Raw genomic sequence first — 24581 nt, 5'->3', positions numbered from 1 at the left:
CATGGCTGCCCATGCAGTCGGGCTAATGCGCAGTGCGCCGCAACATCATCGTGTCGTAGCCGAGCGTCCGCACGCGCTCGACAAGCGCGTCGGCTTGCTCGGTCGACGGCCTGGCGACGCGCGTCAGGATCCACAGGAATCGCCCTGACGGCTCGCCGACGATCGACCACGAGTAGTCGTCGGCGTGATCGAGTATCCAGTAGTTGCCGAAAAAGAACGGCCCGAAGAACGACACTTTCAGTTTCGCGTCGCCGCTGTTCGCCACGATCTTCGCCCGTCCGTCCGAGCTTCGTGCGCGGCCGCCCGGCCCGCCTTCGCGACACGTATTGCGCACGTCGACGAGGCCGTCTTCCCGCTTCGCATAATCGGCCGTCACGCCGTCGCAACCGCGCTCGAAGCGGTTTTCATAGCGCGCGAACTCGTACCATGTACCCACATAGCGATCAAGATCGACCGCCTTGGCCGGCTGCGGCACCTGGGCGTTGCCGCTCTCGCCTCCCGCCAGGCCCGCGCATCCCGCGAGCAACAGCGCCGCTCCAGCCAGCGCCATGGAAGTCGTCCACACGGACGACGTACAAAGGACAGATCGCTTCATTGACTCCCTCCCGGCCAGGAAATCACGCCATTGTGCACGCAACCACCCCGCCGCAGTGACGGCGGCCGGTTGCATCCCGGCGGGCGATTCGTTCGTATCTCGCTGCAACGTCTTCATACGGTTCGCCACCATGCACGACATTCAGCGGGTCCGCCGTCGATTGCTCGATCAAGTGCATCCGGCAGTGCTATATTTCGCTCCACATTCACGCCATGGCGATCCTCGCCATTTCTTCAGCATGAACGACACGCCGGATGGTGCCGAGCGCTTCGCCCCGTCAACCGACGCGGATGCCGTGCGTCGCGAGCACCTGAATCAGGTCATGTCGCAGGTCGCGAGCGGCGATCAGGCGGCTTTCGCCGAGCTGTACCGGCTGACCTCGTCGCGGGTGTTCGGCATCATCCTGCGCATGGTTCACGATCGCGGGGAAGCCGAGGATCTGCTCCAGGATGTCTACACGGCCGTGTGGCGACGTGCTGACGCATTCGACCCGGCACGCGGCGGTGCGATGACGTGGCTGACCACGCTGGCGCGCAACAGGACGATCGACCGGTTACGGCAGCATCGCGAGGCGCAACTCGACGAAGAGCAGGTGCTGGATCTCCCCGACGAGGATCCGACGCCCGCCGCGCTCGCGGAAGCAAGCCAGGAGCGCCAACGCCTCGAACGGTGCCTCGAGCGGCTCGATCCGGATCAGGGCCGCGCAATACGCGAGGCTTTTTTCAGCGGCGCGACTTATAGCGAACTCGCAGCGCGACTGCGTGTGCCTCTCGGAACCATGAAAAGCTGGATCCGGCGCAGCCTGATGCAGCTGAAGGTATGTCTCGAGCAATGAATACGCCAGCCGATCACGATCCCGAATTGCGCTGCGCGGAATACGCGCTCGGCGTGCTCGACGCCGATGCGCGGCACGCACTCGAGGAGTCCGCCGCACGCGATCCGCTGTTGCAGGCGACACTCGAGCGCTGGCAGCGCCGCTTCGCACCGCTCGCGGAAGACATCGCACGCGTCGCCCCGCCCGCCCGGGTCTGGACGAGAATCCAGCGTGACCTCGGCTTCCTCGTTCCGCCGGCCGCGCGCGGCGCCACGCCATCGGGCGGATGGTGGAACAGCCTGCGACTGTGGCGCTGGGTCGGCCTTGGCGCGAGCTTGGCCGCGCTCGGACTGCTCGCGTTCAACCTGATCCTGGTGAGCGAAGCGCCACCGCGCGTGGCGGCTGTCGAGGGCAACTACATGGTGGCCACGATCGCACGGTCGGACGGCGTCGCACACTGGACCGCCACCGTCGACCTGCGCCGCGCCCGGATGGTCGTGGTGCCGGCGGACAAGCCGACGATCGCCGCGAATCGCTCGGCCGAGCTTTGGCTGATTCCGCCGAATGCGAAGCCGATCTCGCTCGGCGTATTCACGCCGGACGCACCCGCGTCGATGACGCTGCCGCCCGCGATCGTCGCGCAGTTCAGCGCACGTGCGGTGCTCGCCGTGTCGATCGAGCCGCGCGGCGGCTCGCCGAGCGGTCAACCCACGGGTCCGGTGCTCGCCACCGGGGCAATGCACGCGGCATAACAGGCGCCGCGCCAACCTGCGGCGGACAACCGTCCGTCGAGGGTGAGCGCGGTGCGTGCCCCTGTCGCCCGCGCGCAGGTCGCGGCGCATCCCGATGCATCCGTTTGGCCTTCGGCTCCGTATATGACGGATATCGCGTCCCCGGAGCCGCCCGCATGCATGCCGTCGCCGTTGCCCTCCTCGCTTTCGTCGGACTGTTTCTGTCGTTCACGGCGGTGTGGATCAGCCAGTTGCGCTCCCGGAATGCCGGGATGATCGACCCGGTCTGGGCAGTGACGCTCGGCGGCATGGCCGTGTTCGTCGCGGGGCTCGGCACCGGCCCGGCATTGAACCGCGCACTCGTCGCAACAGGCGGCGGCATCTGGGGGCTGCGGCTCACGCGGCACCTGTGGCGTCGCAACCGCCGGCAGCCCGAGGACCGGCGCTATCGGCAGTTCCGCCTGCAATGGGGCGACGCCGCGCCGCGCAACATGTTCTGGCTGTTCCAGTTGCAGGCGCTGATCTCGATGTTGCTGTCGGTCGCGTTCTTCGTGCCGGCATACAGTCCGGCCGCGCCGTCCCGGTCCGCAGCCGTCGCGGCCGTCTCGATCTGGCTCGTCGCCGTCGCCGGAGAGGCCGCCGCCGACCGGCAGCTCAAGCGCTTCCTCGCCGCCCCCGGGCGCCGCGACCGCGTCTGTCGAGTGGGCTGGTGGCGCTATTCGCGGCACCCCAACTACTTCTTCGAATGCCTGCACTGGTGCGCATACGCGGCGCTCGCGATCGGCATGCCGTGGGGCTGGCTCACGCTGATGCCGCCGTTCCTGATGGCGTGGCTGCTGCTCAGGGTCTCCGGCCTGCCGCTACTCGAGGCGCATCTCGTGCGAACGCGGCCGGGCTACCGGGAATACATGCTCACGACCAGCGCCCTCGTTCCGTGGCCGCCCAGGCCGGCCGCACCACCGCCCGTTGCCCGCCCCGACCATCCAGAAGACAGGAGTACGCGCTCATGACCGCCACCGCCTCGCAACCGTCGCCCGCCCGGATGCCTGCCCCCGGCGACACCTGGCTGATCCGCTGCTGCGAACGCGGCTGGCTGCCGGATCCGCTGATCCGCGCCGGCATGCGCACGCTGCTGCGGCAGCGCCTGCGCGACGAACATCTGCTCGACGGCGAGCGACGCACGGCCGCCTTCGACCGGCTGGTGCACGAACTGAACGCGAGCCCCATCGCGATCGACACGCATGCGGCCAACATGCAGCATTACGAAGTGCCCGGCGCGTTCTTTGAAGCCCATCTCGGCCCCCGGCTGAAATACTCGTGCGGCTATTACCCGCACGGCAACGAAACGCTCGCGCAAGCCGAGGACGCCATGCTGTCGCTTTACGCGGAGCGGGCCGGCCTCGCGGACGGCCAGCGCATCCTGGATCTCGGCTGCGGCTGGGGGTCGCTGTCGCTGTGGCTCGCCGAGCGCTATCCGCACGCGCGGATCGTGGGCCTGTCGAATGCTCACGGTCAGCGGAACTTCATCGAGCAATGCGCGGCCCGGCGCGGGCTGACCAATCTGCGGATCGTCACGGGCAACGTGGTGGACTTCGATTTCACGCCCGGCGAAGCGGGTTTCGACCGCGTGCTGTCGATCGAGATGTTCGAGCACATGAAGAACTACGGGCAACTGCTGGCGAAAATCGCACGCTGGATGCACGACGACGGCAAGTTGTTCGTGCACGTCTTCGCGCACAAGCTGCTCGCCTATCATTTCGCGGTGCGCGACGACACCGACTGGATGTCGCGCCATTTCTTCACCGGCGGCACGATGCCGTCGGCCCATCTGCTGCTGCGGTTCCAGGACGACGTCCGCCTCGACCGCCAATGGTGGATCGACGGCACCGCCTACGCCCGCACGGCCAACCACTGGCTCGCTTCGCTCGATGCCGCGCGCGGCCGGATCATGCCGATTTTCGATACGGTCTACGGCGCCGACGCGCGGATCTGGTTCCAGCGCTGGCGAATGTTCTACATGGCCGTCGCCGAACTGTTCGGTTATGCCGGCGGCCAGGAATGGGGCATCGCGCACTACCTGTTCGACAAGCGGCCCGTACGCGCGTGAGACGTGTCATGCCGTACCCAATCGTCCGCCGTTTCGCCGCCATGCTCGCGGCCGGTCTTGCGCTCGCCATCGCCGCGGGCTGCTCGGGCAATGCACCGAACACGAATCCGCGCGCAGCCGTGCCCCTGTCGAGCGTGGCCGTCGACCTGCCACGCTACATGGGCCGCTGGTACGTGATCGCGAACATTCCGTATTTCGCGGAACGCAACTACGTGGGCAGCCGCGCCGAGTGGACGCTGCGCGAGGACGGCCGGATCGACGACGTGTTCGTCGGCCGCAAGGGCGGCTTCGACCGACCCGAGAAACGCTATCGCTTCGTCGATACGGCAAAGCCCGGCAGCGGGGGCGGCGAATGGCGCGTGCGGCTGTTCTGGCCGGTATACGTCACGCAGTTGACGCTCTATGTCGATCCCGACTACCGCTACACGATCCTCGGCTACCCGGACAAGACGCTCGGATGGATCTTCTCGCGCGAGCCGACGATGGACGACGCGACGTATCGCTCGCTGCTCGCGCGGCTCGATGCGATGGGCTACGACACGTCGCGCTTCAGGCGCGTGCCGCAAACACCCGGGCAGATCGGTCAACCGGGCTTCGCCTCGCCGGGCGAGCGCGACTGAAGCGGGCCCGGCGCATCCGCCGACCGCTTTGCTCCGTATCTTGAAAAACCGTTCCCGAGACCGCCGACCCGCCTGACGGAGACCCTTCGCGATGCACCAGCCCTTCACTGCCTTGCCGCCCGGGCGGCGGATCGCCGTCGTCGGCGCCGGCATCGCCGGCCTGGCGAGCGCCTACCTGCTGGCCCGTCGTCACCGCGTGACGCTGTTCGAGGCGGCCGGCTACCTCGGCGGCCACACGCACACCGTCGATGTCGAACTCGACGGCGCGCGCCACCCGGTCGATACCGGGTTCCTCGTGTTCAACGACCGGACCTATCCGAACCTGATCGCGCTGCTCGCCGAACTCGGCGTGGCCGCGCATCCGAGCGACATGTCGTTCTCGGTTTCGATCGACGGCGGCCGGCTCGAATGGGCCGGCAGCAATCTCAACACGGTGTTCGCGCAACGCCGCAACCTGTTCTCGCCGTCGTTCCTCGGCATGCTGCGCGACATCCTGCGCTTCAACGCGTCCGCGCAGCATCACCTCGAAACGGCACACCGCCAGCGTCTGTCGGTCGGCGAGCTGCTCGCCGCGGGCGGCTACGGCACCTCGTTCCAGGAGCACTACTTGCTGCCGATGGCGGCCGCGATCTGGTCGAGCGCGGCCGACGACATCCTGCGGTTTCCGGCGGCGACGTTCCTGCGCTTCTGCCTGAACCACGCGCTGCTGCAGGTCAACGGCCGACCGCCCTGGCGCACGATCGCCGGTGGCGCGCGGCAGTATGTCGAGCGCATCGCCGCGACGCTCGACGACGTACGCGTGAACACGCCGGTCCGCACGATTCGGCGCGACGATCACGGCGTCACGGTGGTGACCGACGCGGCCGGCCATGAGCGGTTCGACGCCATCGTGCTCGCGTGCCACGCGCCGACGAGCCTGCGGCTGCTCGCGGACACCAGCGACGCCGAGCGCCGCGTGCTGGGCGCCGTGCGCTACCAGCGCAACGTCGCGGTGCTGCATACCGATACGGCGTTGCTACCGCGCCGGCGGCGCGTCTGGTCGGCGTGGAACTACCTGAGCCGCCGTGCGGCGCCGGCCGCCGGCGGCGCATCGCCCGTGTGTGTCAGCTACCTGATCAACCAGCTGCAGCCGCTGCCTTTCCGCACTCCGGTCGTCGTCACGCTGAATCCCGTCGGCGCGCCCGCGCCCGGCACGCAGCTCGGCCGCTACGACTACGAGCATCCGCTGCTCGATCTCGCCGCCGTCGATGCGCAGCAACACCTGCCCGCGCTGCAGGGGCAGCGCCGCACGTGGTTCGCGGGTGCGTGGACAGGCTACGGCTTTCATGAAGACGGCCTGAAATCCGCCTTGCGCGTGGCCGGCGACTTCGGCGTGAAGCCGGCCTGGGCCACGTCATGAACGCGCCGTTCGCGAGCGACGGCAGCGCCGCGCGGCTGCTCGTCGGGCACGTGATGCACGAGCGGCTGCGGCCCGTTCACCATGCGTTCACGTATCCGCTGTTCCAGATCTGCTGCGATATCGAGCGGCTTCACGAGATCGACGGCAACTGGTTCGGCGTCGATCGCTGGCGGCCGTTCGGACTCGCGTCGCGCGACTACGGGCCGCGTGACGGCCAGCCGCTTGCGCCGTGGCTGCGCGCCCGCCTCGCCGAAGCCGGCATTCCGGCCGACGGCCCGATCTGGCTGCAGACGATCCCGCGCCTCTTCGGCCATGCGTTCAACCCCGTGAGCTTCTGGTACTGCTACGACCGCGCGGGTCGCCTTCGCGCGCTGTACGCCGATGTGCGCAATACGTTCGGCGCGCACCACGGCTACTTGCTGAGCGCGAGGCGGCACGCGCCGATCGGGGACGACACCGTCCTCGTCTGCCGCAAGACGTTTCACGTATCGCCGTTTTGCGACGTCGTCGGGACATACGCGTTTCGCGTGCGCCAGCGCGGCGACCACCTGCGGGTCGCCATCGACTACCGCGACGATGACGGTCTGCTGCTGCGGACGGCGCTCGTCATGCAGGCCGGCCCGCTGAGCGCCGCGCGGGCGTGGCGCGCGCTCGCGCGGCAGCCGTTCAACGCGATCGGTGTGATCGTCCGGATCCATTGGCAGGCGCTGCGGCTCTGGCTCAAGCGCGTGCCGTTCCACGGCAGGACGCCCCCTGCCCGGCCGTCCTGCGCCGATGCGCCGCCGCCCCCGTCGGCACGGGTGTCGCCGCCCTGCCGCCCTGCGGTGTCCGACCACGAGGTCCGCCCATGACCCTGCTGCGCCTGTTATCGAACGCATCGCAACCCGCGCTGCCGCTTTCTTCGCGGTTGTTCGTCGCGCTGCTGCGGCGGCTGCGGCACGGCCACGTGATACTCGTGACGCCCGAAGGCGCGCAATACGTGTTCGGCGATCCGCACTGCCAGCCGGCCGCGACGCTGCAGATCCGCGACTGGCGGGCGTGCCGCGCGATCCTGCGCGCGGGCGACATCGGGTTCGCGGAAGCGTATCGCGCACGCCAGGTCGACACCCCCGACCTCGTCGCGCTGCTGCGTCTGGCGATCCGCAACGAGCCGGCGATCGCGCAGACGCTGACGGGCGGGCGCGTCGCCCGCCTTTGGTATGCGCTACGCCACCGGCTGCGGATGAATACACGCGCCGGCAGCCGCCGCAACATCCACGCGCATTACGATCTCGGCAACCGCTTCTACGGGTTGTGGCTCGATGACACGTGGACGTATTCGAGCGCCTGCTTCGACGGCGACGAGCAGCGCTCGCTCGCCGATGCGCAGGCGGCGAAATATCAACGCATCGTCGCATCGCTCGGGCTGCGCGCCGGCATGCACGTGCTCGAAATCGGCTGCGGCTGGGGCGGCTTCGCGATGTACGCCGCACGCCAGGGCATTCGCGTGCGTGCGCTGACGATCTCGGAGGCGCAATACGCGCTGGCGGTCGAGCGCATCGCGCGTGCGGGGCTGTCCGATCGCGTGACGGTCGAGTTGCGCGACTACCGCGACATCGACGGACAGTACGACGCGATCGTGTCGATCGAGATGTTCGAGGCCGTGGGCGAAGCGTTCTGGCCGGTGTATTTCGACACGCTCGGGCAGCATCTGAAGGCAGGCGCGCGGGCGCTGATCCAGTCGATCACGATCGCCGAGTCGCAGTTCGAGGCCTACCGGGCTTCGAGCGACTTCATTCGCGAGTTCATCTTTCCGGGCGGCATGCTGCCGAGCGCCGAGCGCTTCGTCGACGCGGCTGCCCGCGCGGGTCTTGCCGCGGAGCCGGTGCTCGCGTTCGGACTCGACTACGCACGCACGTTGCGCGCCTGGCGGGAGGCGTTCGAGGATCACGTCGACGCCGTGCGTGCATTGGGGTTCGACGAGACCTTCATCCGAACGTGGCGGCTTTACCTCGCCTATTGCGAGGCGGGGTTCGCCGAGCGGCGCACCGACGTGATGCATTTCGTCGTGTCGTCGGCACGCTGACATGAACGCGAGACACCGGGCTGCGATCCTCGCGCTGGCGGCGGTGCTTTCCGCGGCGCCGGAGGCCGGCGCGCGTTGCGTTGACGAGGTCGCGTCGGCACGGATGATCGGGGCCGGCCAATTCTGCGTATTCGGCGTCTGTCTGTACGACGCGCAGCTGTGGGCGCCCCACCCGCCCGCGGGATTCGACACGCCGTTCGCACTTTCGCTCACGTATCGCCACGACGTGAGCGGCGCGCGGCTCGTCGCCACCGGCATGGCCGAAATCGAGCGCCTCGCGCCCGCACCGCTGCCCGCGGCGACCCGCGACGCGTGGCGCGCCGACATCGCACGGGCATTTACCGACGTCGTGCGCGGCGACGTACTCTGCGGCGTCTACCTGCCCGATCAGGGTGCGCGCTTCTACACGAACGGCCGCCTTACGGCCGATATCCCCGATCCGGTCTTCGCGCGCGCCTTCTTCGACATCTGGCTCGATCCGCGCACCCGTGCACAATCGTTGCGCCGCCAGTTGCTCGGCGACACCGCACGTTGACGGCGGAACGCGCAACGATCGCCACCGTTGCGCATCTCACGGATCGGCCCCGGAGCCATTCCGCCATCGCCGAAACCGCCGCCTGTCTCATGCTGTCGCGGGCCGGCTGGCTCGTCTGCGTCCCGAGCACCACGCACCGCGCACCGGCAACGCTGGATCGGCACGTTCCGTGCGGGGGCTGCTCGCGGGCGCACACCTGCTGCGCACCCGCGCGCCCCCTCAAATGCACTACGCCGCCCAGTGCATTTGAACATGCCCTGCACGCTGCGCCCCCTCTACACTGAGCCCCGGGATATCGAATGGCGTCACGAATGTGATCCAGCATTGTCCCAATGGTCACGCAACCCGATTGAACGACGAGGTCGATCATGTTCGAAAAGACGGAAGGCACGGTGCAGAAGCTGGCGGGCAAAGCGCAGGAGGCGGTGGGTGACGCCACGGGAAGTGCCGACATGCAATTCGACGGAAAAGCGCGCCAGGTGGCCGGCGCGGTTCAGCAAACCTATGGCGAGGCGCTCGAGCAGGTGCGCGACGTTGCCGCAAGCAATCCGATTGCGACGCTGGCGACCGTCGCAGCGGTGAGTTTCATCATCGGCGCAATGTGGTCGAAGCGCTGATCGGCTGTCACGAACCCGACGGCATGCGTTGAGGTCATCATCGGAGCATGTCATGGTTTTGCTTTCGAGAATCAGGAAATGGCAGGACGTCGCGCAATTCTCGGTCGCGCGTCTGGCCGACTACGCGGGTCTCGCGGCAATCGAATTCGACCTTGCCAGGAAGTACTTCCTGCGCGATCTGATGCTGTATGCGTTGCTCGGCCTGAGCGTGACGTTCGGACTGGCTTTCGTGTGCGTGGCGGCGATCGTCAGCGCCGCACGAACGCCGTATCTGATCGAGACGTCATGGGTCGTCGCCGGGTTCTGGGTGTGCGTGTCGATCGCCTCCTTTGCAGCGGTGCGCATGCGCGACAGACACGGCACGTTTTCCGTCCTGACCGAGGAATTGCAGCGCGACATCCAGACCGCCAGAGAGAGCCTGTGATGAAACGACGAATCTCCGATGGTTCGCCGGAATCGAGGCGGCGTGTCCTGCTGGCCCGCATGGCGGCGACCCGGGCCGAACTGTCCGCGTCGAACCACGTCGTCGAAACGGCCCGGCGAGCGCGTTCCGGCGACATCGCGGACTATCCGGCGATGAAGTTGCCGACCCTCGGCGGCTCGGCCGTCGCGGCCGTCGCGGTGGCGCTGGCCGGTTTCGTGATCCTTGGGCCGCGGCGCATCGTGACGACGTCCGTTCGCGCCGGGCTGGTCGCGTTGATCGGGCGAATGACGCGGGACATGGTGGAGAAGTAAACCGGCGCAGACCCGCGCGAAACGTCCGGGCGAGTGCCGGAGCGGCCGCTTCCACGAGAGGCCCGGCCGGCTGACCGGTCCGATTTCTTCGGACCACTTCAATCGGGCTGGGCGGCTTCAAGGTAGTGCAAAAACGAGCAATTCCGTTTCGCGTTCTGTCCCGTTGCGCGGACGGTCGGGCAGATCCCGTTTCACGAATCTGCCGTCGATCCAAAGGAGAGGGGAAACATCATGGATGTACATGGTTTGATCGTATGGCTGATCATCGGCGCAGTCGCAGGATGGCTCGCGGGCGTACTCGTCAAGGGCGGAGGCTTCGGCTTGCTGATCGACATCGTGGTCGGCATCGTCGGCGCGGTGATCGGCGGCTGGCTCGCCGGGTTGCTCGGCATCGGCTTCAGCGGCATTCTCGGCTCGATCGTCATCGCCGTCATCGGCGCCGTGATCCTGCTGTTCGTGATCCGTCTGTTCAATCGCGCGGTCTGACGGGGTCTGACGGCCGACCGCGTGTTCTTCGTCACCATCCGGCATGCGACCCCGCATGCCGCTTACCGATCATGCCGCGAAAACCGGTGAGTCATTGGCTGAGATTGAATCCGTTCGCTTCGCTGCCCAAGAGAACGGCGACGCGGCGCACAGCGGCCCCGCGCACGAAGCCCGCTTCCCGCAAGCCCGCGCTGTCCACCGACGGCGTGTGGGCCCGCTCGTTCTTCTCGTCGCTGCCGGCGCCCGGCCGTTTCGTCAATCACGTCACCTACTCGCTGTATCGTCCGCGAAACGCGCCGCGCCATGGCCCGCTCGTCGTCATGCTTCACGGCTGCAAGCAGACGGCCGAGTCGTTCGCGCTCGGCACGCGGATCGATCGTGCCGCCGATCGTTTCGGCTTCTCCGTGCTCTTGCCCGAACAATCGAAAAGCAGGCACCCCCATCGCTGCTGGAACTGGTTCGACCCGCCCGAGCCGACCGCCGGCTCCGACGCGGATGCGATCGCGTCGCTGATCCGGGCGATCGTCCGGCAGCACGCGTTCGATCCCGCCCGCGTCTACGTCGCGGGCATGTCCGCCGGCGCCGGGCTTGCCGCGCAACTCGCGCTGCATGCCCCGACGCTATTTGCGGCCGTAGCGCTTCATTCGGGCGCCGTTTCCGCGGCCGCCCGCTCGTCGCTCGACGCATTGAAGGTGATGCAGTACGGCACCCGCAGCGACCCGGTGCAACTCATCGATGCGGCCGTCTGCGTGCGGGACTACCCCGGCATGCCGGCGCTGATCGTGCATGGCGAACGGGACGGCGTCGTTGCGAAAATCAACGCGGAACAGGCCGCGCGCCAGTGGTTGCGTGTCAATCGTTTCATCGACGCGGAGGGTGAGCCCATCAGCGGTACGCGCACCGTGTCGGATCGAGGCGACCGGCTGGTCATCGACCATCGGCGCAGCGGCCGCTGCGTCGTGCGTGTCTGCATCGTACGCAGGCTCGGTCACGCGTGGAGCGGCGGCGACGCTCGCGTGCCGTTTCACGCGGCGGAGGGCCCGGACGCGACCGCGATGTTGTGGTCGTTTTTCAGATACCGCCGCCGCGACGCTCCGGCGAGGGCGGGCACCTGACGCCGGATATTCGCCGCCGGTCCCACGTCGTACGAGGCAGGACCGCGGGTATTGCTCAAACAGACGAGCAGCCCCCCAATCGACTGCTGCGTCACTTTTCAAGAACACTCAAGAAACCGGATTCATCCACTCAGTCAACCCTTCCCGCGCGTTCAACTCGACAAACGTCGGCATCCCGCGAAGGTGCTGTATGTACGTCGCAAGATGCGGCCATGTCGTTGCCGGGCGCGGCATGTTGCGCGTCCAGCGCATGAGCATCAACGCAAGGAAGTCCACCGTACTCAACCGATTGTTGATCAGGTACGAACGACCGTCGGACAGCAGATTGTCGAGATGCGCCATCGATTCCTCGATTTGCCCCCGCGAAAACGCCTTCACCATCTCGGCGCATCGCGGATCGCCATCCGTCTCCGCATAGAACCAGTTTCGCATCGCAGGCAATACCGAATTGGCCAGATAGACCATCATCTCGAACCACTCGGGACGTTCGGGCGCGCCCGGACGGGGAGCCAGCGACGGCTGCGGATGGCGTTCGGCAAGCAGCATCAGCAAGGCGGCCGATTCGGTCCGCGGTATGCCGTCGACGACCAGCGTCGGCACCCTGCCGGCCGGATTCATCCGCAGGTACTCGGGCGTATGCTGCGCACCCGCATCGATATCGACGAGACGCGTTTCGAACGGCACACCGAGTTCGATCAGCATCCAGTGCACGGCCATGCTGGCCGCACCGGGCGAGTAATACAGAACGTAGGACATCGTTTGAATCCGTCTCATGGAATTCGAATTGAGCATCGCGCCGTCTGCGAGACGTCCGCACGACGATCGCATTCAATCAACGCAACGCAACGCACGAAATCCACCTGCCGGCACTGCGTGGCACGTCGTCACTCCCCCACCGCCTCAGCCTGACGATCGTCGCGCGTCGCCACCGCCGCACGCCGGCCGCGTCGCCCGGCCGACGCCACGACACGAAACGCCACCGGCGCGAACACGAGGCCGAACACCGTTGCCGCCAGCACACCCCCGAACGCGCCCGTGCCGATCGATCGCCGGCTTTCCGCCCCGGCGCCCGTCGCCAGCACGAGCGGCACGACGCCGAGCAGGAACGCCATCGACGTCATCACGATCGGCCGGAATCGCGCAGCGGCCGCATCGACCACCGCCTGCCGCAGCGGCACGCCATGACCGGCCAGGTCGCGCGCGTACTGCACGATCAGGATCGCGTTCTTCGCCGCCAGCCCGACCACGGTGATCATCCCGACCTTGAAGTACACGTCGTTCGGCATGCCGCGCACGAGTGCCGCCGCGATCGCGCCGATCATGCCGAGCGGCACGATCGTCAGCACCGACAGCGGAATCGTCCAGCTTTCGTACAGCGCGGCCAGCGCCATGAAGACCGCGAGCACCGACAACCCGACGAGCAGCGGCGTCTGCCGTGCGGCGACCTGCTCCTCGCGCGCCGCATCGACCCAGTCGAAACCGATCCCGGCCGGCAGCGCACCGGCCAGCCGCTCCATCTCCGCCATCGCCGCGCCCGAACTCGTGCCGGTCGCCGCCCGGCCGCTGATGTCGAGCGACGGATAACCGTTGTACCGGTTCAGCATCACCGGGCCGATCGTCCAGTGCGGCGCGGCAAGCGCCGAAAGCGGCACCATGTCGCCGGTGCGGTTCGGGACGGTCAGCGCCATCAGTTGCGCGTCGGTCGCGCGCGCAACCGGGTCGGCCTCGATGATCACCCGCCGCATCCGGCCCGACGCCGGAAAGTCGTTGATGTAGTTCGAACCGAACGTGCCGCCCAGGAGCCCGGCGATCCGCTCGAACGGCACGCCGAGCGCATACGCCTTCGCGCGATCGACGTCGAGCTCGATACGCGGCGCGTCCGGCAGGTCTTCGAAATGCACGGCCGAGAGCAGCGGATCCGCCTTCGCACGCTCGGCAAGCTTCGCGCGGGCCGCCTTCAGCGCGTCGAGCCCGCCCCCGCCGCGATCCTCGAGCCGGAACGTGAATCCGTCGGAATGCCCGATGCCGCGCACCGAAGGCGGCAGCGCCGCCTCGACGTCGCCGTCGAGGATCGCGCCGAAACGCGCGTTGAGCCGGTCGCGCAACGCCATCGCGTCGACGTCGCGTTGCGCCCAGTCCTTCAGTTCCACGAACGCCATCCCGACGTTCTGCCCGCTGCCCGCGAAACTCCAGCCGATCACGCTCGTCACGTTCGCTATCGCCGGCTCCGCACGCAGGATCGCCTCGACACGCTCGACGACCGCGAGCGTGCGCGCCTGCGTGGCGCCCGCCGGCAACTGGATCATCACCTGCAGTTGCCCCTGATCCTCGGTGGGCAGGAAGCCGCCCGGCATCATCCAGTACAGCAGCCCGCATGCGAGCACGAGTGCCGCATAGACGGCCACGACCATCCCGGTGCGGCGCACGGCAAACACCGCGACGCGGCGATAGCCGGATTCGGTGCGCGCGAAGGCCGCACCGAACCGGTCGGCCAGACGCGCGCCGATGCCGCGTCGCGTCGCCCGGCCGGTTCCGCCGCCGTGTCGCGCGACCGGCTTCAGCAGGTTCGCGCACAGCGCGGGCGTGAGCGACAGCGCCATGAACGACGACACCAGCATCGACGCGATCATCGCCACCGCGAACTGCCGGTAGATGCCGCCGACACTGCCCGGGAAAAACGCCATCGGCACGAATACGGCGGTCAGCACCGCGGTCACGCCGACGATCGCCCCGCCGATCCGCTTCATGGCCCGCCGTGTGGCGTCGCGCGGCGATACGCCCTCCTCCATCACGCGATGCACGCTCTCGACGACGACGATCGCATCGTCGACCAGGATGCCGATCGCCAGCACGAGGCCGAACATCGTGAACACGTTGATCGACAGCCCGAACGCCCACATCGCGACGAACGCGCCCATCAGCGTGACCGGAATCACGACGGTCGGCACCAGCGTGTAGCGCAGGTCGCGCAGGAACAGCCACATTACGCAGAACACCAGCACGACGGCCTCGACGAGCGTCAGCACGACTTCGTGGATCGCGATCTTGACGAAATGCGCGCCGTCGAAGGGAATCTCGACCGCGATGCCCGGCGGCAGCGTCCGCGACAGCTCGGCGAGCCGTGCGCGGATCGCATTCGACGTTTCGAGCGCGTTGCCGCGCGGGCCGAGCTGGATGCCGACCGTCGCGGCCGGCCGGCCGTTCAGCCGCGAATAAAACGAATAGTCGTCGCGGCCGATCTCGACGCGCGCGACGTCGGCGACGCGCACCGCCGAACCGTCCTGCTTCGACTTCAGCACGATCCGGCCGAACTCCTCGGGCGACGCAAGCTGCCCCTTGACCACGACCGTCGCGGTCAGCTGCTGGCCGTGCACGAACGGCGCGTCGCCGATCGCGCCGGCCGTGACCGTCGCGTTCTGCGCGCTGATCGCCGCGATCACGTCGTCGGCGCCGAGATCGTATTCGCGCAACTTCACGGGATCGAGCCAGACCCGCAGCGCCTCGTCGGCATCCCACAGCTCGGCCGCGCCGACACCCGGCGCGCGCTTCAGCTCACGCAGCACGTAGCGGTTCAGGTAGTCGCCGAGCTGCGCGGAATCGCGTGTGCCGTCGGTCGACGTCAGCGTGACGAGCATCAGGAACGTGTTCGCCGCCTTGAACACGCCGATCCCCTGCTGGACGACCTGCTGCGGCAGCCGCGGCTCGACCTGCTTCAACCGGTTGTTGACGTCGACGAGCGCGATGTCCGGATCGGTGCCGGGCGAGAACGTCACGTCGATCTCGAGGTTGCCGTGGCCGTCGCTGCTCGTCTCGTAATACAGCAGCCCGTCGGCGCCGTCGAGGCTTTCCTCGATGACGCTGCCGACGTCGGCATCGACCGTCTCGGTCGACGCGCCCGGATAAGAGGCGGTGACCACGACCCGCGGCGGCGCCAGGCGCGGATACTGCGCGATCGGCAATTGCGGAATGGCCAGCACGCCCGCGACGACGATCGCGAGCGCGACGATCCACGCAAAGACGGGACGGTCGATGAAGAATGACGGCATCGGCGAGTACCGGCAGCCGCGCTACAGCGTGAGTTCGAACGCGCGCGCGAGCAGCCCCGGCAGCTGCGCGCCTCCGGTGGCGCGCTCGCCGTACGTGTCGTCGTTCGCGAGCAGCGCAGGCGTCGCGCCGAGCTGCTCGAGCTCCGATCCGAACAGCCGGTAGAAACTGTCGTCGAACCGCATCGCGTCGACCGGCGCGACGATGCGCCCGCCTTCGACCCAGAACGTCGCGAAGCGCGTCATCCCCGTCATCCGGCAGGCGATCGGGTCCGAGAAGTTCAGGTACCAGAGGTTGCCGACGTAGAGCCCCGTGTCGAGCGCGGCCAGCACGTCGGCATCCGCGAGCGTGCCGCCCGCGATCGTCAGCGACTGCGGCGATTCGCCGTTGTCCGCCCCGTTCGGCACACGCCCGTGCTCGCGCGCGGTGCGTGCGCTCACGAGCTGCCCTTCCCCGCGCCCGCCGACGACGAGCGGCACGCTGTCACGCCGGTAGCCGTCCGCGTTGAACGCCGGCGCGATGCCCAGCGAGAAATCCTCGGTGATCGACACGCGCGGATCGAGCGCGACCTCGCCGGTGTACAGGCGATGCAGCGGGCTGCGGGCGCTCGCCAGCGCACGCGCCGAAAAGCCGCTCCAGCCGAGCAGGCTCGTCATCTCGTGAACGGCGTCCGGCGCGAAATACGCGCGGTAGCGTCCGGGCGCAAGCGCCTTCGGCGTGCGGCCGAGCACGGGCAGCCGCGCGGCGGCCGCCTCGACGCGGGCGGCGAACGCCGCATCGCTCCAGTCGTCGCCTGCGTAGGCGGTCTTGATCGCCCGTCCGCTCGGGTCGTACAGCGACCAGCTGAAGTTGAAGTTCTCGACCTCGTACCAGCCGCGGCTGCCGGTCGACGACGCGAAGCCGCGCGCCAGCGTGCCGCCCGCGTAGAAGCCGACGAAATCGAGACCGCGCGCGCATTCGGCCACGACGCGCGCGAGCCCGTCCGCATCCGGCAGGCGCCCGGTGCGGTGGGTTTCCTGCAGCCACGACGAGGTATCGAACAGCAGGTGTGGATCGTCCGGTGCATCGCGCAGGCCGTCGCGCAGCACGGCCAGCGCGGCGGCCAGTTCGGGCAGGTCGGCCGCCGGATCGCCGCAGACGGTCAGCGCCGAGTGCGCTTGCCGCGCCCCGTCGACGAGCCGCACGGACAATCGCCCCTGCGTGACGCGACCGGTCTGGCGAATCCTGCCGCCGTTGAAGCGGACGAAGTCGGACGTTTCGCTCGAGAAACCGAGCAGGACGGTTTCGGCCGGCGCCTTCAGCCGTTGCGCCTCGTCGGCGAGCCGGGTGAAATGCGCATGCCAGTCGATGCCGGCGCGGCGTGCCATCGGATCGAATCCCGTCATCACGCGCCTCCGAATACGTCGACATCGGCGAACACGCAGGCCGGCGCGGCGTGGCCGACCCGGATGATCTGCGCGGGCTCGCCCTTCCCGCAATAAGGCGTGCCGTAGATGCCGAACGTGCCCGCGTCGCCTACCGCGCGCAGGCTGCGCCAGAACTGCGCGGAGATGCCGCGGTAGTTCGGGCGCTTGACGACCTGCGTGAGCCGGCCGTTCTCGATCAGTTGCCCGAATTCGCAACCGAACTGGAATTTGTTGCGGTGGTCGTCGATCGACCAGGACGTGTTGGTGCGCATCAGGATTCCGTGCTCGGTGCCCGCGACCAGCGCATCGAGCGACTGGTCGCCAGGTTCGACGTTCAGGTTCGCCATCCGGTCGATCGGCGCGCGGTTCCAGCTCGACGCGCGCGAATTGGCGACACCCGGCAGGCCCGCACGCTGCTGCGACAGCGCCCCGCCGAGCAGCCGTTCGAGCACGCCGTTGCGGATCAGGTACTGCTTGCGCGCCGGCGTGCCGTCGTCATCGAACGCGTAGGACGCGGCTTCGGCGGCCGGCTCGGGATCGAACGTGACGTTCAGCAGCGGCGAGCCGTACTGGTAGTGGCCGACCATTTCCGGCCTGACGAAGCTCGATCCGGCGAAGTTGCGCTCGTCGCCGAGGATCCGGTCGAGTTCGAGCGGATGGCCGATCGATTCGTGGATCTGCAGCATCATCTGGTCGGGCATCAGCAACAGGTCGCGCCGGCCGGTCGGGCAGTTCGGCGCGGCGAGCAGCTGCAGCGCCTCGTCGGCGACGCGCGCGCCGGCGCCGTCGAAGCCGTAGCGCGCCAGCACGTCGATGCCGCCCTGCGCCAGCGTGCCCGATTGACCGAGCGAGCGCGTCTGCGTGTCGCCGTCGCCGTGGGCGACGGCGTGCAGCTCGGGCATCAGGAAGCGGAACCGCTGGTCGATCCGGACGCCGTCGCTCGTCAGGTAACACTGCTCTGTATCGACGATCATCACGCTCGCCGCGCGCTCGACGATGCGCGCGCCGAGGTTCGCCGCCGCGCATTCGTGCGCGAGACGCTCGATCCATTCCGCGCGCGACGGCAGCGCCGCGTCGACATCGGGCGACGCATACGTGCCGCTCGTCTGCGGGCGCTCGGCCTGGCGATGATCGACCAGCGCCCACGGCGCGCTGGCCCGTGCCCGCGCGGTCGCGATGTCGAGCGCCGCCTGCAGCCCGGCCGGGGACAGGTCGGGCGTCGCCGCATAACCCGCGCCCGTGCCGGCCCGGGCCATCAGCATCGCGCCGCGCTCGCGCGTGCGCGAGAACGGCTGCGCGACGTCGTTGCGCACCGCATGTTCGTCGATCGTCTCGTCGACGATACGCAGCGACCAGAAATCGGCGTCGCTTCGCAACGCCTGCGCCGCCTGTACGGCTCGGGCGCCCGGCGCCCGGTTCTCGTCAATCATCGGTTCTCTCTTGCCTCTGCTCCGGGCCGCGCGCCGGCGTCGGCGCCGGCATGGACGACGCGAGCAGCGCCCGTGTATACGGATGGGATGGCGCGTGCAGCACGTCGAGCGTCTCGCCCGCCTCGACCACGCGCCCCGCCTTCATCACGATGACCCGGTGGGCCATCGCGCGCATCACCGCCAGATCGTGCGTGATGAACAGGTAGCTGAGTTTGTACTTCTTTTGCAGATTCGTCAGCAGATTCAGCACCTGCTTCTGGATCGACACGTCGAGCGCGCTCGTCGGCTCGTCGAGCACCAGCAGTTCCGGCTCCACCGCCAGCGCCCGCGCGATCGCGATCCGCTGCCGCTGCCCGCCGGAAAACTCGTGCGGATAACGCAGCATCGCCTCGGCCGGCAGCCCGACCTCCTGCAGCAGCGCGGCGATCCGCGTCCGCCGCGCGTCGCCGGTCACCTGCGGCCGGTGCACGCCCAGCCCTTCGCCGACGATCTGCTCGACCGTCATGCGCGGCGACAGCGAGCCGAACGGATCCTGGAACACCACCTGCATGCGCCCGTACAGCGTGCGCCGGCCCTGCGTCGTGCGCAGCGACGCGAGCGGCATGCCGTCGATCTCGATCCCGCCCGACGCCGGCCGCTGCAAGCCGAGCACCGCCGACGCGAGCGTCGATTTCCCCGAACCCGACTCGCCGACGATCCCGAGCGTCTCGCCGCGCTTCAGGCTCAACTGCACGTCGTGCACGGCGCGGAACGTGGTCTTGCCGAGCACCGAGCGCCAGCCCTTTGCCGCGATGCGGTAGTCGACGGCGAGTTGCCGCACGTCGAGGATCGTCTGCGCGCCGGCGGCGACCGGCTCGACCGCCCGTTGCGGCGCGCTGTCGAGCAGCCGGCGTGTGTACGGATGCTGCGGCGCCGCGAACAGCCCGGCGGTCGTGCCGGTCTCCACCAGCACGCCCTTCTCCATCACGGCCACACGCTGCGCGAAGCGCCGCACGAGGTTCAGGTCGTGCGTGATCAGCAGCACGGCCATCCCGCGCTCGGCGGCCTCCCGCTCCTGCAGCTCGATCAGCAGCTCGACGATCTGCTGGCGCACCGTCACGTCGAGCGCGGTGGTCGGCTCGTCCGCGAGCAGCAGCCGCGGCCGGCACGCCAGCGCCATCGCGATCATCGCGCGTTGCCGCTGCCCGCCCGACAGCTGGTGCGGAAAACTGTCGATACGCCGCTCCGGCTCGGGAATCCCGGTGCGGCGCAGCAGCGCGATCCCGCGCTCGCGCGCCTCGCCCGGGCGCAGCCCCTCGTGCAGCCGCAGGCTCTCGGCGATCTGCTTGCCGATCGTATACAGCGGATTGAGCGCCGTCATCGGCTCCTGGAACACCATCGCGATATCGGCGCCGCGGATCCCGCGCATCTGCTGCTCGGTCTTCGCGAGCAGATCCTCGCCGTCGAACAGCATCCGCCCCGACAGCGTCGCCTGCTGCGCGAGCCGCAGGATCGACAGCGCGGTCACGCTCTTGCCCGACCCCGACTCGCCGACGAGCGCCATGCGCTCGCCGCGGCCGATCGACAGGTTCAGGTCCTGAACGGCCGCGTTCGCGCCGAAATGCGCGGAAAACCCGTCGATCTGCAGCAACGGTCTCGTCATCATCGCCCTCCGCCGAATGCCGAGCCGCGCGTGCGCGTGTCGAGCGCGTTGCGCAGCGCATCGCCCATGAAGGTGAGCAGCAGCAGCGTCACCACCAGCGCCGCGAACGCCGCGATCGAGATCCACCACGCATCCAGGTTGTTCTTCCCCTCCTGCAGCAGTTCGCCGAGGCTCGGCGTCGGCGGCGGCACGCCGAGCCCGAGGAAGTCGAGGCTCGTCAGCGACAGGATCGCCGCGCTCATCCGGAACGGCAGGAACGTGATCACGGGCGTCAGGCTGTTCGGCAACACGTGGCGCCAGATGATCTGCGCGTTCGTCAGCCCCATCGTGCGTGCCGCTTTCACGTAGTCGAGCGCGCGGTTGCGCAGGAATTCGGCGCGCACGTAGTCGGACAGCACGAGCCAGCCGAACATCGACAGCAGCACGAACAGCAGCCACAGCGACGGTGTGAAGATCGACGCGAAGATGATCAGCAGGTACAGGTCGGGCAGCGCGCTCCAGATCTCGATCAGGCGCTGGCCGACCAGGTCGGTACGGCCGCCGTAGAAGCCTTGCAGCGCGCCGGTCAGCACGCCGACCAGCACACCCGATACCGTCAGCGCGAACGCCATCAGCACCGACAGCCGGAACCCATACAGCAGCCGCGCGAGCACGTCGCGCCCGAACTGGTCGGTGCCGAGCCAGTTGCTGGCGGACGGCGGTGCCGGATACGGCCGCGACGCGAAATAGTCGATCGTGTCGTAGCGATAGCGGTTCGGCGGATAAAGCGCGAAATTGCCGTGCGACTCGAGTTTCGTGCGGATGTACGGGTCGAGATAGTTCGTCATCGCGGGAAAATCGCCGCCGAACGCGGTCTCCGGATAGTCCTTCACGATCGGGAAGTAATAGTGCCCGTCGTAGCGCACGATCAGCGGCCGGTCGTTCGACAGCAGGTTCGCGCCAAGGCTGAGCACGAACAGCACCGTGAAGATCACGAGGCTCCAGTAGCCGAGCGGCTGTGCGCGAAAGCGTAACCACGTGCGCCGCCACGGCGACGGCGAGGCCGAGCACGCGGCGCATGCCTGGTCAGTGGTCCAGGCGGTTGAACTGGATACGGGGGTCGACGAGGACATAGCAGATATCCGCGATGAGTTTGGTCAGCAGGCCGATCAGCGTGAACAGGAACAGCGAGCCGAGCACGACCGGATAGTCGCGGCGGATCACCGAGTCGTACGACAGTTGCCCCATGCCGTCGAGCGAAAACAGCGTCTCGATCAGCAGGTTGCCGTTCAGGAAGGCGCCGACGAACGCGGCCGGCAGCCCGGTGAGCGGCGGGATCGCTGCGTTGCGCAGCACGTGCTTCCACAGCACGTCGCGCTCGGGCGCGCCCTTCGCGCGGGCGGTCAGCACGTATTGCCGGCCGATCTCCTCGAGGAACGTGTTCTTGGTGAGAATCGTGACGATCGCGAAGTTGCCGACGACCGACGCCGTCACCGGCATCACGATGTGCCACAGATAGTCGAGCGCCTTTCCGATCAGCGTCAGATCGTCGAAGTTGTCGGACGTGAGCCCGCGCATCGGAAACACCTGCCAGAACGTGCCGCCGCCGAACAGCATCAGCAGCAGCACGCCGAGCACGAAGCCCGGCACCGCGTAGCCGGCCAGCACCAGCACGCTCGTCACGGTATCGAACCGCGACCCGTTGCGCACCGCCTTCGCGATGCCGAGCGGCACCGACACCAGGTACGTGAGGATCACCGTCCACATCCCGAGCGTGATCGACACCGGCAGCTTCGAGCGAATGACGGCCCACACGCTGCGATGCGCGAAATAGGACTGGCCGAGGTCGAACGTCGCATAACTCTTCAGCATCAGCACGTAGCGTTCGAGCGGCGGTCTGTCGAAGCCGAACTGCTTGCGGATCTGTTCGATCTGCTGTGGGTCGACGCCCTGGCTGCCGTGGTAGCCGCCGCCTGCGCCGCCCGCCTCCCCGCCGCGCGCACTGCCGTGGCGCAGCTGCGCGAGCACCTGTTCGACCGGGCCGCCCGGCACGAACTGCGTGACCGCGAACGTGATCGTCACCACCCCGATCAGCGTCGGGACCATCAGCAGCAACCGCCTGAGTATGTATGCCAGCATCGTCGTTCCCCGTCAGGCTGCCGGCGCGGGTTTCGCCGCCGGATGCTTCACGTACCAGTAGTCGATGATCCAGTCTTCATACTGATAGGAGTCCGGCACGATCGCCGGGTGGCCGAGCGTCGCCTTGTACGCGATCCGCGCATTCGGCAGGTAGTACTGCGGAATCAGCGCGTACAGGTTGATCAGCACGCGGTCGAGCGCGTGCGTGGCCGTCTCGAGATCGTCGAGCGTGTCGGCGGCGAGCGCCGCGCGGATCAGCGCATCGACGGCCTTCGACTTCACGCCCGGATAGTTCTCGGAGCCCGGCTGCGACGCGGCCGCGCTGCCGAAGCGGCGCGTCAGCTCCGCACCCGGGATCGTCACGGGCAGGTAGATGTACGTCGTCATGTCGTACTCGAAGTTGTCGAGCCGCTTCAGGTAGACCGCGCTGTCGATCTCGCGCAGGTACGCGTGGATGCCGAGCATCGCGAGCGCCTGCGTGTACGGCAGGATCAGGCGGTCCATGCCGGGCTGGTCGTCGATGATCTCGATCGTCATCGGCGTGCCGTTCGCGTCGCGCAGCGCGCCGTCGCGGTAAAACCAGCCGGCCTGCGCGAGCAGGTCGCGCGCCTGCTTCAGGTTCTCGCGCAACGATCCGGGCGGCAGCGTCGACGGCTGCCGGACCATCGGGCCGAACACCTCCGGGGGCAGCGTCGAGCGGAACGGTTCGAGCAACGCGCGCTCCTTCTCGCTCGGCACGCCGGTTGCCGCGAACGGGCTCGCCTCCCAGAAGCTGTTGGTACGGCGATACTGCCCGTAGAACATCATCCGGCTCATCCAGTCGAAGTCGAACGCCAGCGCGAGCGCGTGCCGCACGCGCACGTCCTGGAACATCGGCTTGCGCATGTTCATCAGGAAGCCCTGCATCTGCGCGGGGCCGTCAGGAAACTCGCCGCGCTCGAGCATGCCGTTGCGGAAGTTCTTGCCGACGTACTTGCGCGCCCACTGCGTCGCGCTGTATTCCATGCGCGCGTCGATGTCGCCGGCCTTGAATGCCTCGAGCGCCGTGTACTGATCCAGGTACAGCTTGAACGACACGCGCGCGAAGCGGAACATGCCGCGTCGCGACGGCAGGTTCGCCGCCCAGTAGTGCGGGTTGCGCACATAGACGATCTGCTTGTCGTTCTTGCGCTGCTCGATCAGGTACGGGCCGCTCGCGATCGGCGGCACCGTCGCGATCTGGTCGAACGGCGGCCGCGTGCCGTCCGCACGCATGCCCCACTTCGGCGAGAACACCGGCAGGTCGCCCGCGATCAGCGCGGCGTCGCGCTCCGCGTGCTTGAACTCGAAGCGCACCGTGTGGCCGTCGACGACCACCGCACGCCTGATGATCGAGAACTGCGCGTTGTACAGCGGCGAGGCCTGCGGGCTCGTCAGCGTGTCGAACGAATACCTGACGTCGGCCGCGGTGATCGGGTCGCCGTTCGAGAAGCGCGCGGCCGGATCGATATGGAACGTCGCCGACAGCCCGTCGGGCGCGACCTCGACGTCGTCGGCGATCAGCGCGTATTCGGATGCGAGCTCGTCCCAGCTGCGCTGCATCAGCGTGTCGAACATCAGGTTCTTGATGTCCGGTGCGGGCGAGCCGCGCACGAGAAACGGGTTCAGCGAGTCGTAGCTTTGCGCTTCGTCGTAGTTTTCGAAATCGAGCGTGCCGCTGTCCGGCGCGTCCGGATTCGCGTAGTCGAAATGCGTGAAGCCCGGCGGATACTTCGGATGGTCGTATTGCGAGATCGCCGGCACGGCGAGCGCGGCCTGCGGCATGACGCCGCCCGACACGAGCCACGCGGCGCACGCAAGCAGCGCGGCGCGTGTGGCGGCACGCATCCGCGCATGCGTGCGCTTCAGGCACGGAAGGCGCTTCAGGTGCGAGTGGCGCGGCACGCGTGCCCGTCGCCCATTCAACAGTCTCATGGTCGGTCTGTCCGGAAGCGTGCGGGCGCGCTGCCTGCGCACGGTCGATGCCTGTGCCGGACGCCGCATGCCGGCCGCGTCCCGCGTGTGGTTCGTGCTGTACACGATCGGATCAACTGCGCCGCCGCGCGGCCCGGTTGCGGGACGTCGTGGCGCCAGGCGAAAAAAG

Annotated in this window: 23 protein-coding genes; 14 read left to right on the top strand and 9 right to left on the bottom strand. The window is 68.2% G+C overall.

All coding sequences use genetic code 11. The features are described 5' to 3' along the window. Window positions 1-22: 22 nt before the first annotated feature. Window positions 23-550 carry a lipocalin family protein gene (locus L810_RS24250; protein ID WP_021160962.1) on the bottom strand — a complete coding sequence of 176 codons (528 nt, stop codon included), beginning with the start codon at window positions 548-550 and terminating at the stop codon, window positions 23-25. Window positions 551-833: 283 nt separating this feature from the next. Between L810_RS24250 and L810_RS24245 the strand changes: the two genes are divergently transcribed. The 14 genes from L810_RS24245 (at window position 834) to L810_RS24180 (ending at window position 11819) form a co-directional block, all read left to right on the top strand. Then, window positions 834-1430: a sigma-70 family RNA polymerase sigma factor gene (locus L810_RS24245; protein WP_042975896.1), complete on the top strand. Its 597-nt coding sequence runs from the start codon at window positions 834-836 to the stop codon at window positions 1428-1430. Beyond that, window positions 1427-2161, top strand: a complete 735-nt coding sequence (locus tag L810_RS24240; RefSeq protein WP_021160960.1) for an anti-sigma factor — start codon at window positions 1427-1429, stop codon at window positions 2159-2161. Before L810_RS24245 ends, L810_RS24240 begins: the two co-directional genes overlap by 4 nt. A 155-nt stretch (window positions 2162-2316) precedes the next feature. Next, window positions 2317-3150, top strand: a complete 834-nt coding sequence (locus L810_RS24235; RefSeq protein WP_021160959.1) for a DUF1295 domain-containing protein — start codon at window positions 2317-2319, stop codon at window positions 3148-3150. Then, window positions 3147-4247 carry an SAM-dependent methyltransferase gene (locus L810_RS24230; protein ID WP_021160958.1) on the top strand — a complete coding sequence of 367 codons (1101 nt, stop codon included), beginning with the start codon at window positions 3147-3149 and terminating at the stop codon, window positions 4245-4247. Before L810_RS24235 ends, L810_RS24230 begins: the two co-directional genes overlap by 4 nt. 8 nt (window positions 4248-4255) lie before the next feature. Continuing rightward, window positions 4256-4867 (top strand): lipocalin family protein, encoded by a 612-nt coding sequence (locus tag L810_RS24225; protein WP_021160957.1) that lies wholly within the window; start codon window positions 4256-4258, stop codon window positions 4865-4867. 91 nt (window positions 4868-4958) lie between these two features. After that, complete coding sequence (locus tag L810_RS24220) at window positions 4959-6266, top strand: NAD(P)/FAD-dependent oxidoreductase (RefSeq protein WP_021160956.1); 1308 nt, start codon at window positions 4959-4961, stop codon at window positions 6264-6266. Further along, entirely contained in the window at window positions 6263-7117 is an 855-nt protein-coding gene (locus tag L810_RS24215) for a DUF1365 domain-containing protein (RefSeq protein WP_021160955.1), read from the top strand. Before L810_RS24220 ends, L810_RS24215 begins: the two co-directional genes overlap by 4 nt. Further along, window positions 7114-8331 (top strand): SAM-dependent methyltransferase, encoded by a 1218-nt coding sequence (locus L810_RS24210; protein WP_021160954.1) that lies wholly within the window; start codon window positions 7114-7116, stop codon window positions 8329-8331. Before L810_RS24215 ends, L810_RS24210 begins: the two co-directional genes overlap by 4 nt. A gap of 1 nt (window position 8332) precedes the next feature. Continuing rightward, a complete protein-coding gene (locus tag L810_RS24205) occupies window positions 8333-8866 on the top strand; it encodes a chalcone isomerase family protein (protein ID WP_021160953.1) in 534 nt (177 codons plus the stop codon). Between the two features lie 368 nt (window positions 8867-9234). After that, complete coding sequence (locus tag L810_RS24200; RefSeq protein WP_021160952.1) at window positions 9235-9483, top strand: CsbD family protein; 249 nt, start codon at window positions 9235-9237, stop codon at window positions 9481-9483. A gap of 52 nt (window positions 9484-9535) precedes the next feature. Further along, entirely contained in the window at window positions 9536-9907 is a 372-nt protein-coding gene (locus L810_RS24195; RefSeq protein WP_021160951.1) for a hypothetical protein, read from the top strand. Further along, complete coding sequence (locus L810_RS24190) at window positions 9907-10218, top strand: hypothetical protein (RefSeq protein ID WP_042975891.1); 312 nt, start codon at window positions 9907-9909, stop codon at window positions 10216-10218. The genes L810_RS24195 and L810_RS24190 overlap by 1 nt, the downstream gene beginning before the upstream one ends. Window positions 10219-10449: 231 nt before the next feature. After that, complete coding sequence (locus tag L810_RS24185) at window positions 10450-10704, top strand: GlsB/YeaQ/YmgE family stress response membrane protein (RefSeq protein ID WP_021160949.1); 255 nt, start codon at window positions 10450-10452, stop codon at window positions 10702-10704. 86 nt (window positions 10705-10790) lie between these two features. Next, window positions 10791-11819 carry an extracellular catalytic domain type 1 short-chain-length polyhydroxyalkanoate depolymerase gene (locus tag L810_RS24180; protein WP_021160948.1) on the top strand — a complete coding sequence of 343 codons (1029 nt, stop codon included), beginning with the start codon at window positions 10791-10793 and terminating at the stop codon, window positions 11817-11819. A 108-nt stretch (window positions 11820-11927) separates the two neighbouring features. Here the strand turns inward: L810_RS24180 and L810_RS24175 are convergent, their stop codons facing one another. The 8 genes from L810_RS24175 to L810_RS24140 all read right to left on the bottom strand — a co-directional run bounded on the left by L810_RS24175 (window position 11928) and on the right by L810_RS24140 (window position 24325). After that, window positions 11928-12575 carry a glutathione S-transferase family protein gene (locus tag L810_RS24175; RefSeq protein ID WP_042975886.1) on the bottom strand — a complete coding sequence of 216 codons (648 nt, stop codon included), beginning with the start codon at window positions 12573-12575 and terminating at the stop codon, window positions 11928-11930. Window positions 12576-12703: 128 nt separating this feature from the next. Then, a complete protein-coding gene (locus L810_RS24170; protein ID WP_021160946.1) occupies window positions 12704-15865 on the bottom strand; it encodes a multidrug efflux RND transporter permease subunit in 3162 nt (1053 codons plus the stop codon). Between the two features lie 21 nt (window positions 15866-15886). Beyond that, window positions 15887-17248, bottom strand: a complete 1362-nt coding sequence (locus L810_RS24165) for a TldD/PmbA family protein (RefSeq protein ID WP_021160945.1) — start codon at window positions 17246-17248, stop codon at window positions 15887-15889. Next, window positions 17248-18699, bottom strand: a complete 1452-nt coding sequence (locus L810_RS24160) for a TldD/PmbA family protein (protein WP_021160944.1) — start codon at window positions 18697-18699, stop codon at window positions 17248-17250. Before L810_RS24160 ends, L810_RS24165 begins: the two co-directional genes overlap by 1 nt. Then, entirely contained in the window at window positions 18692-20341 is a 1650-nt protein-coding gene (locus L810_RS24155; RefSeq protein WP_042975884.1) for an ABC transporter ATP-binding protein, read from the bottom strand. The genes L810_RS24160 and L810_RS24155 overlap by 8 nt, the downstream gene beginning before the upstream one ends. After that, window positions 20341-21453 (bottom strand): ABC transporter permease, encoded by a 1113-nt coding sequence (locus tag L810_RS24150; RefSeq protein WP_021160942.1) that lies wholly within the window; start codon window positions 21451-21453, stop codon window positions 20341-20343. Before L810_RS24150 ends, L810_RS24155 begins: the two co-directional genes overlap by 1 nt. After that, window positions 21407-22459 (bottom strand): microcin C ABC transporter permease YejB, encoded by a 1053-nt coding sequence (locus L810_RS24145; RefSeq protein WP_021160941.1) that lies wholly within the window; start codon window positions 22457-22459, stop codon window positions 21407-21409. The genes L810_RS24150 and L810_RS24145 overlap by 47 nt, the downstream gene beginning before the upstream one ends. Window positions 22460-22471: 12 nt before the next feature. Continuing rightward, complete coding sequence (locus L810_RS24140) at window positions 22472-24325, bottom strand: extracellular solute-binding protein (protein ID WP_042975917.1); 1854 nt, start codon at window positions 24323-24325, stop codon at window positions 22472-22474. Window positions 24326-24581: the final 256 nt, after the last annotated feature.

Source organism: Burkholderia sp. AU4i (genome assembly GCF_000466765.1).
GTDB lineage: Bacteria > Pseudomonadota > Gammaproteobacteria > Burkholderiales > Burkholderiaceae > Burkholderia > Burkholderia cepacia.
This window is presented reverse-complemented; position numbering and strand designations above follow the sequence as displayed.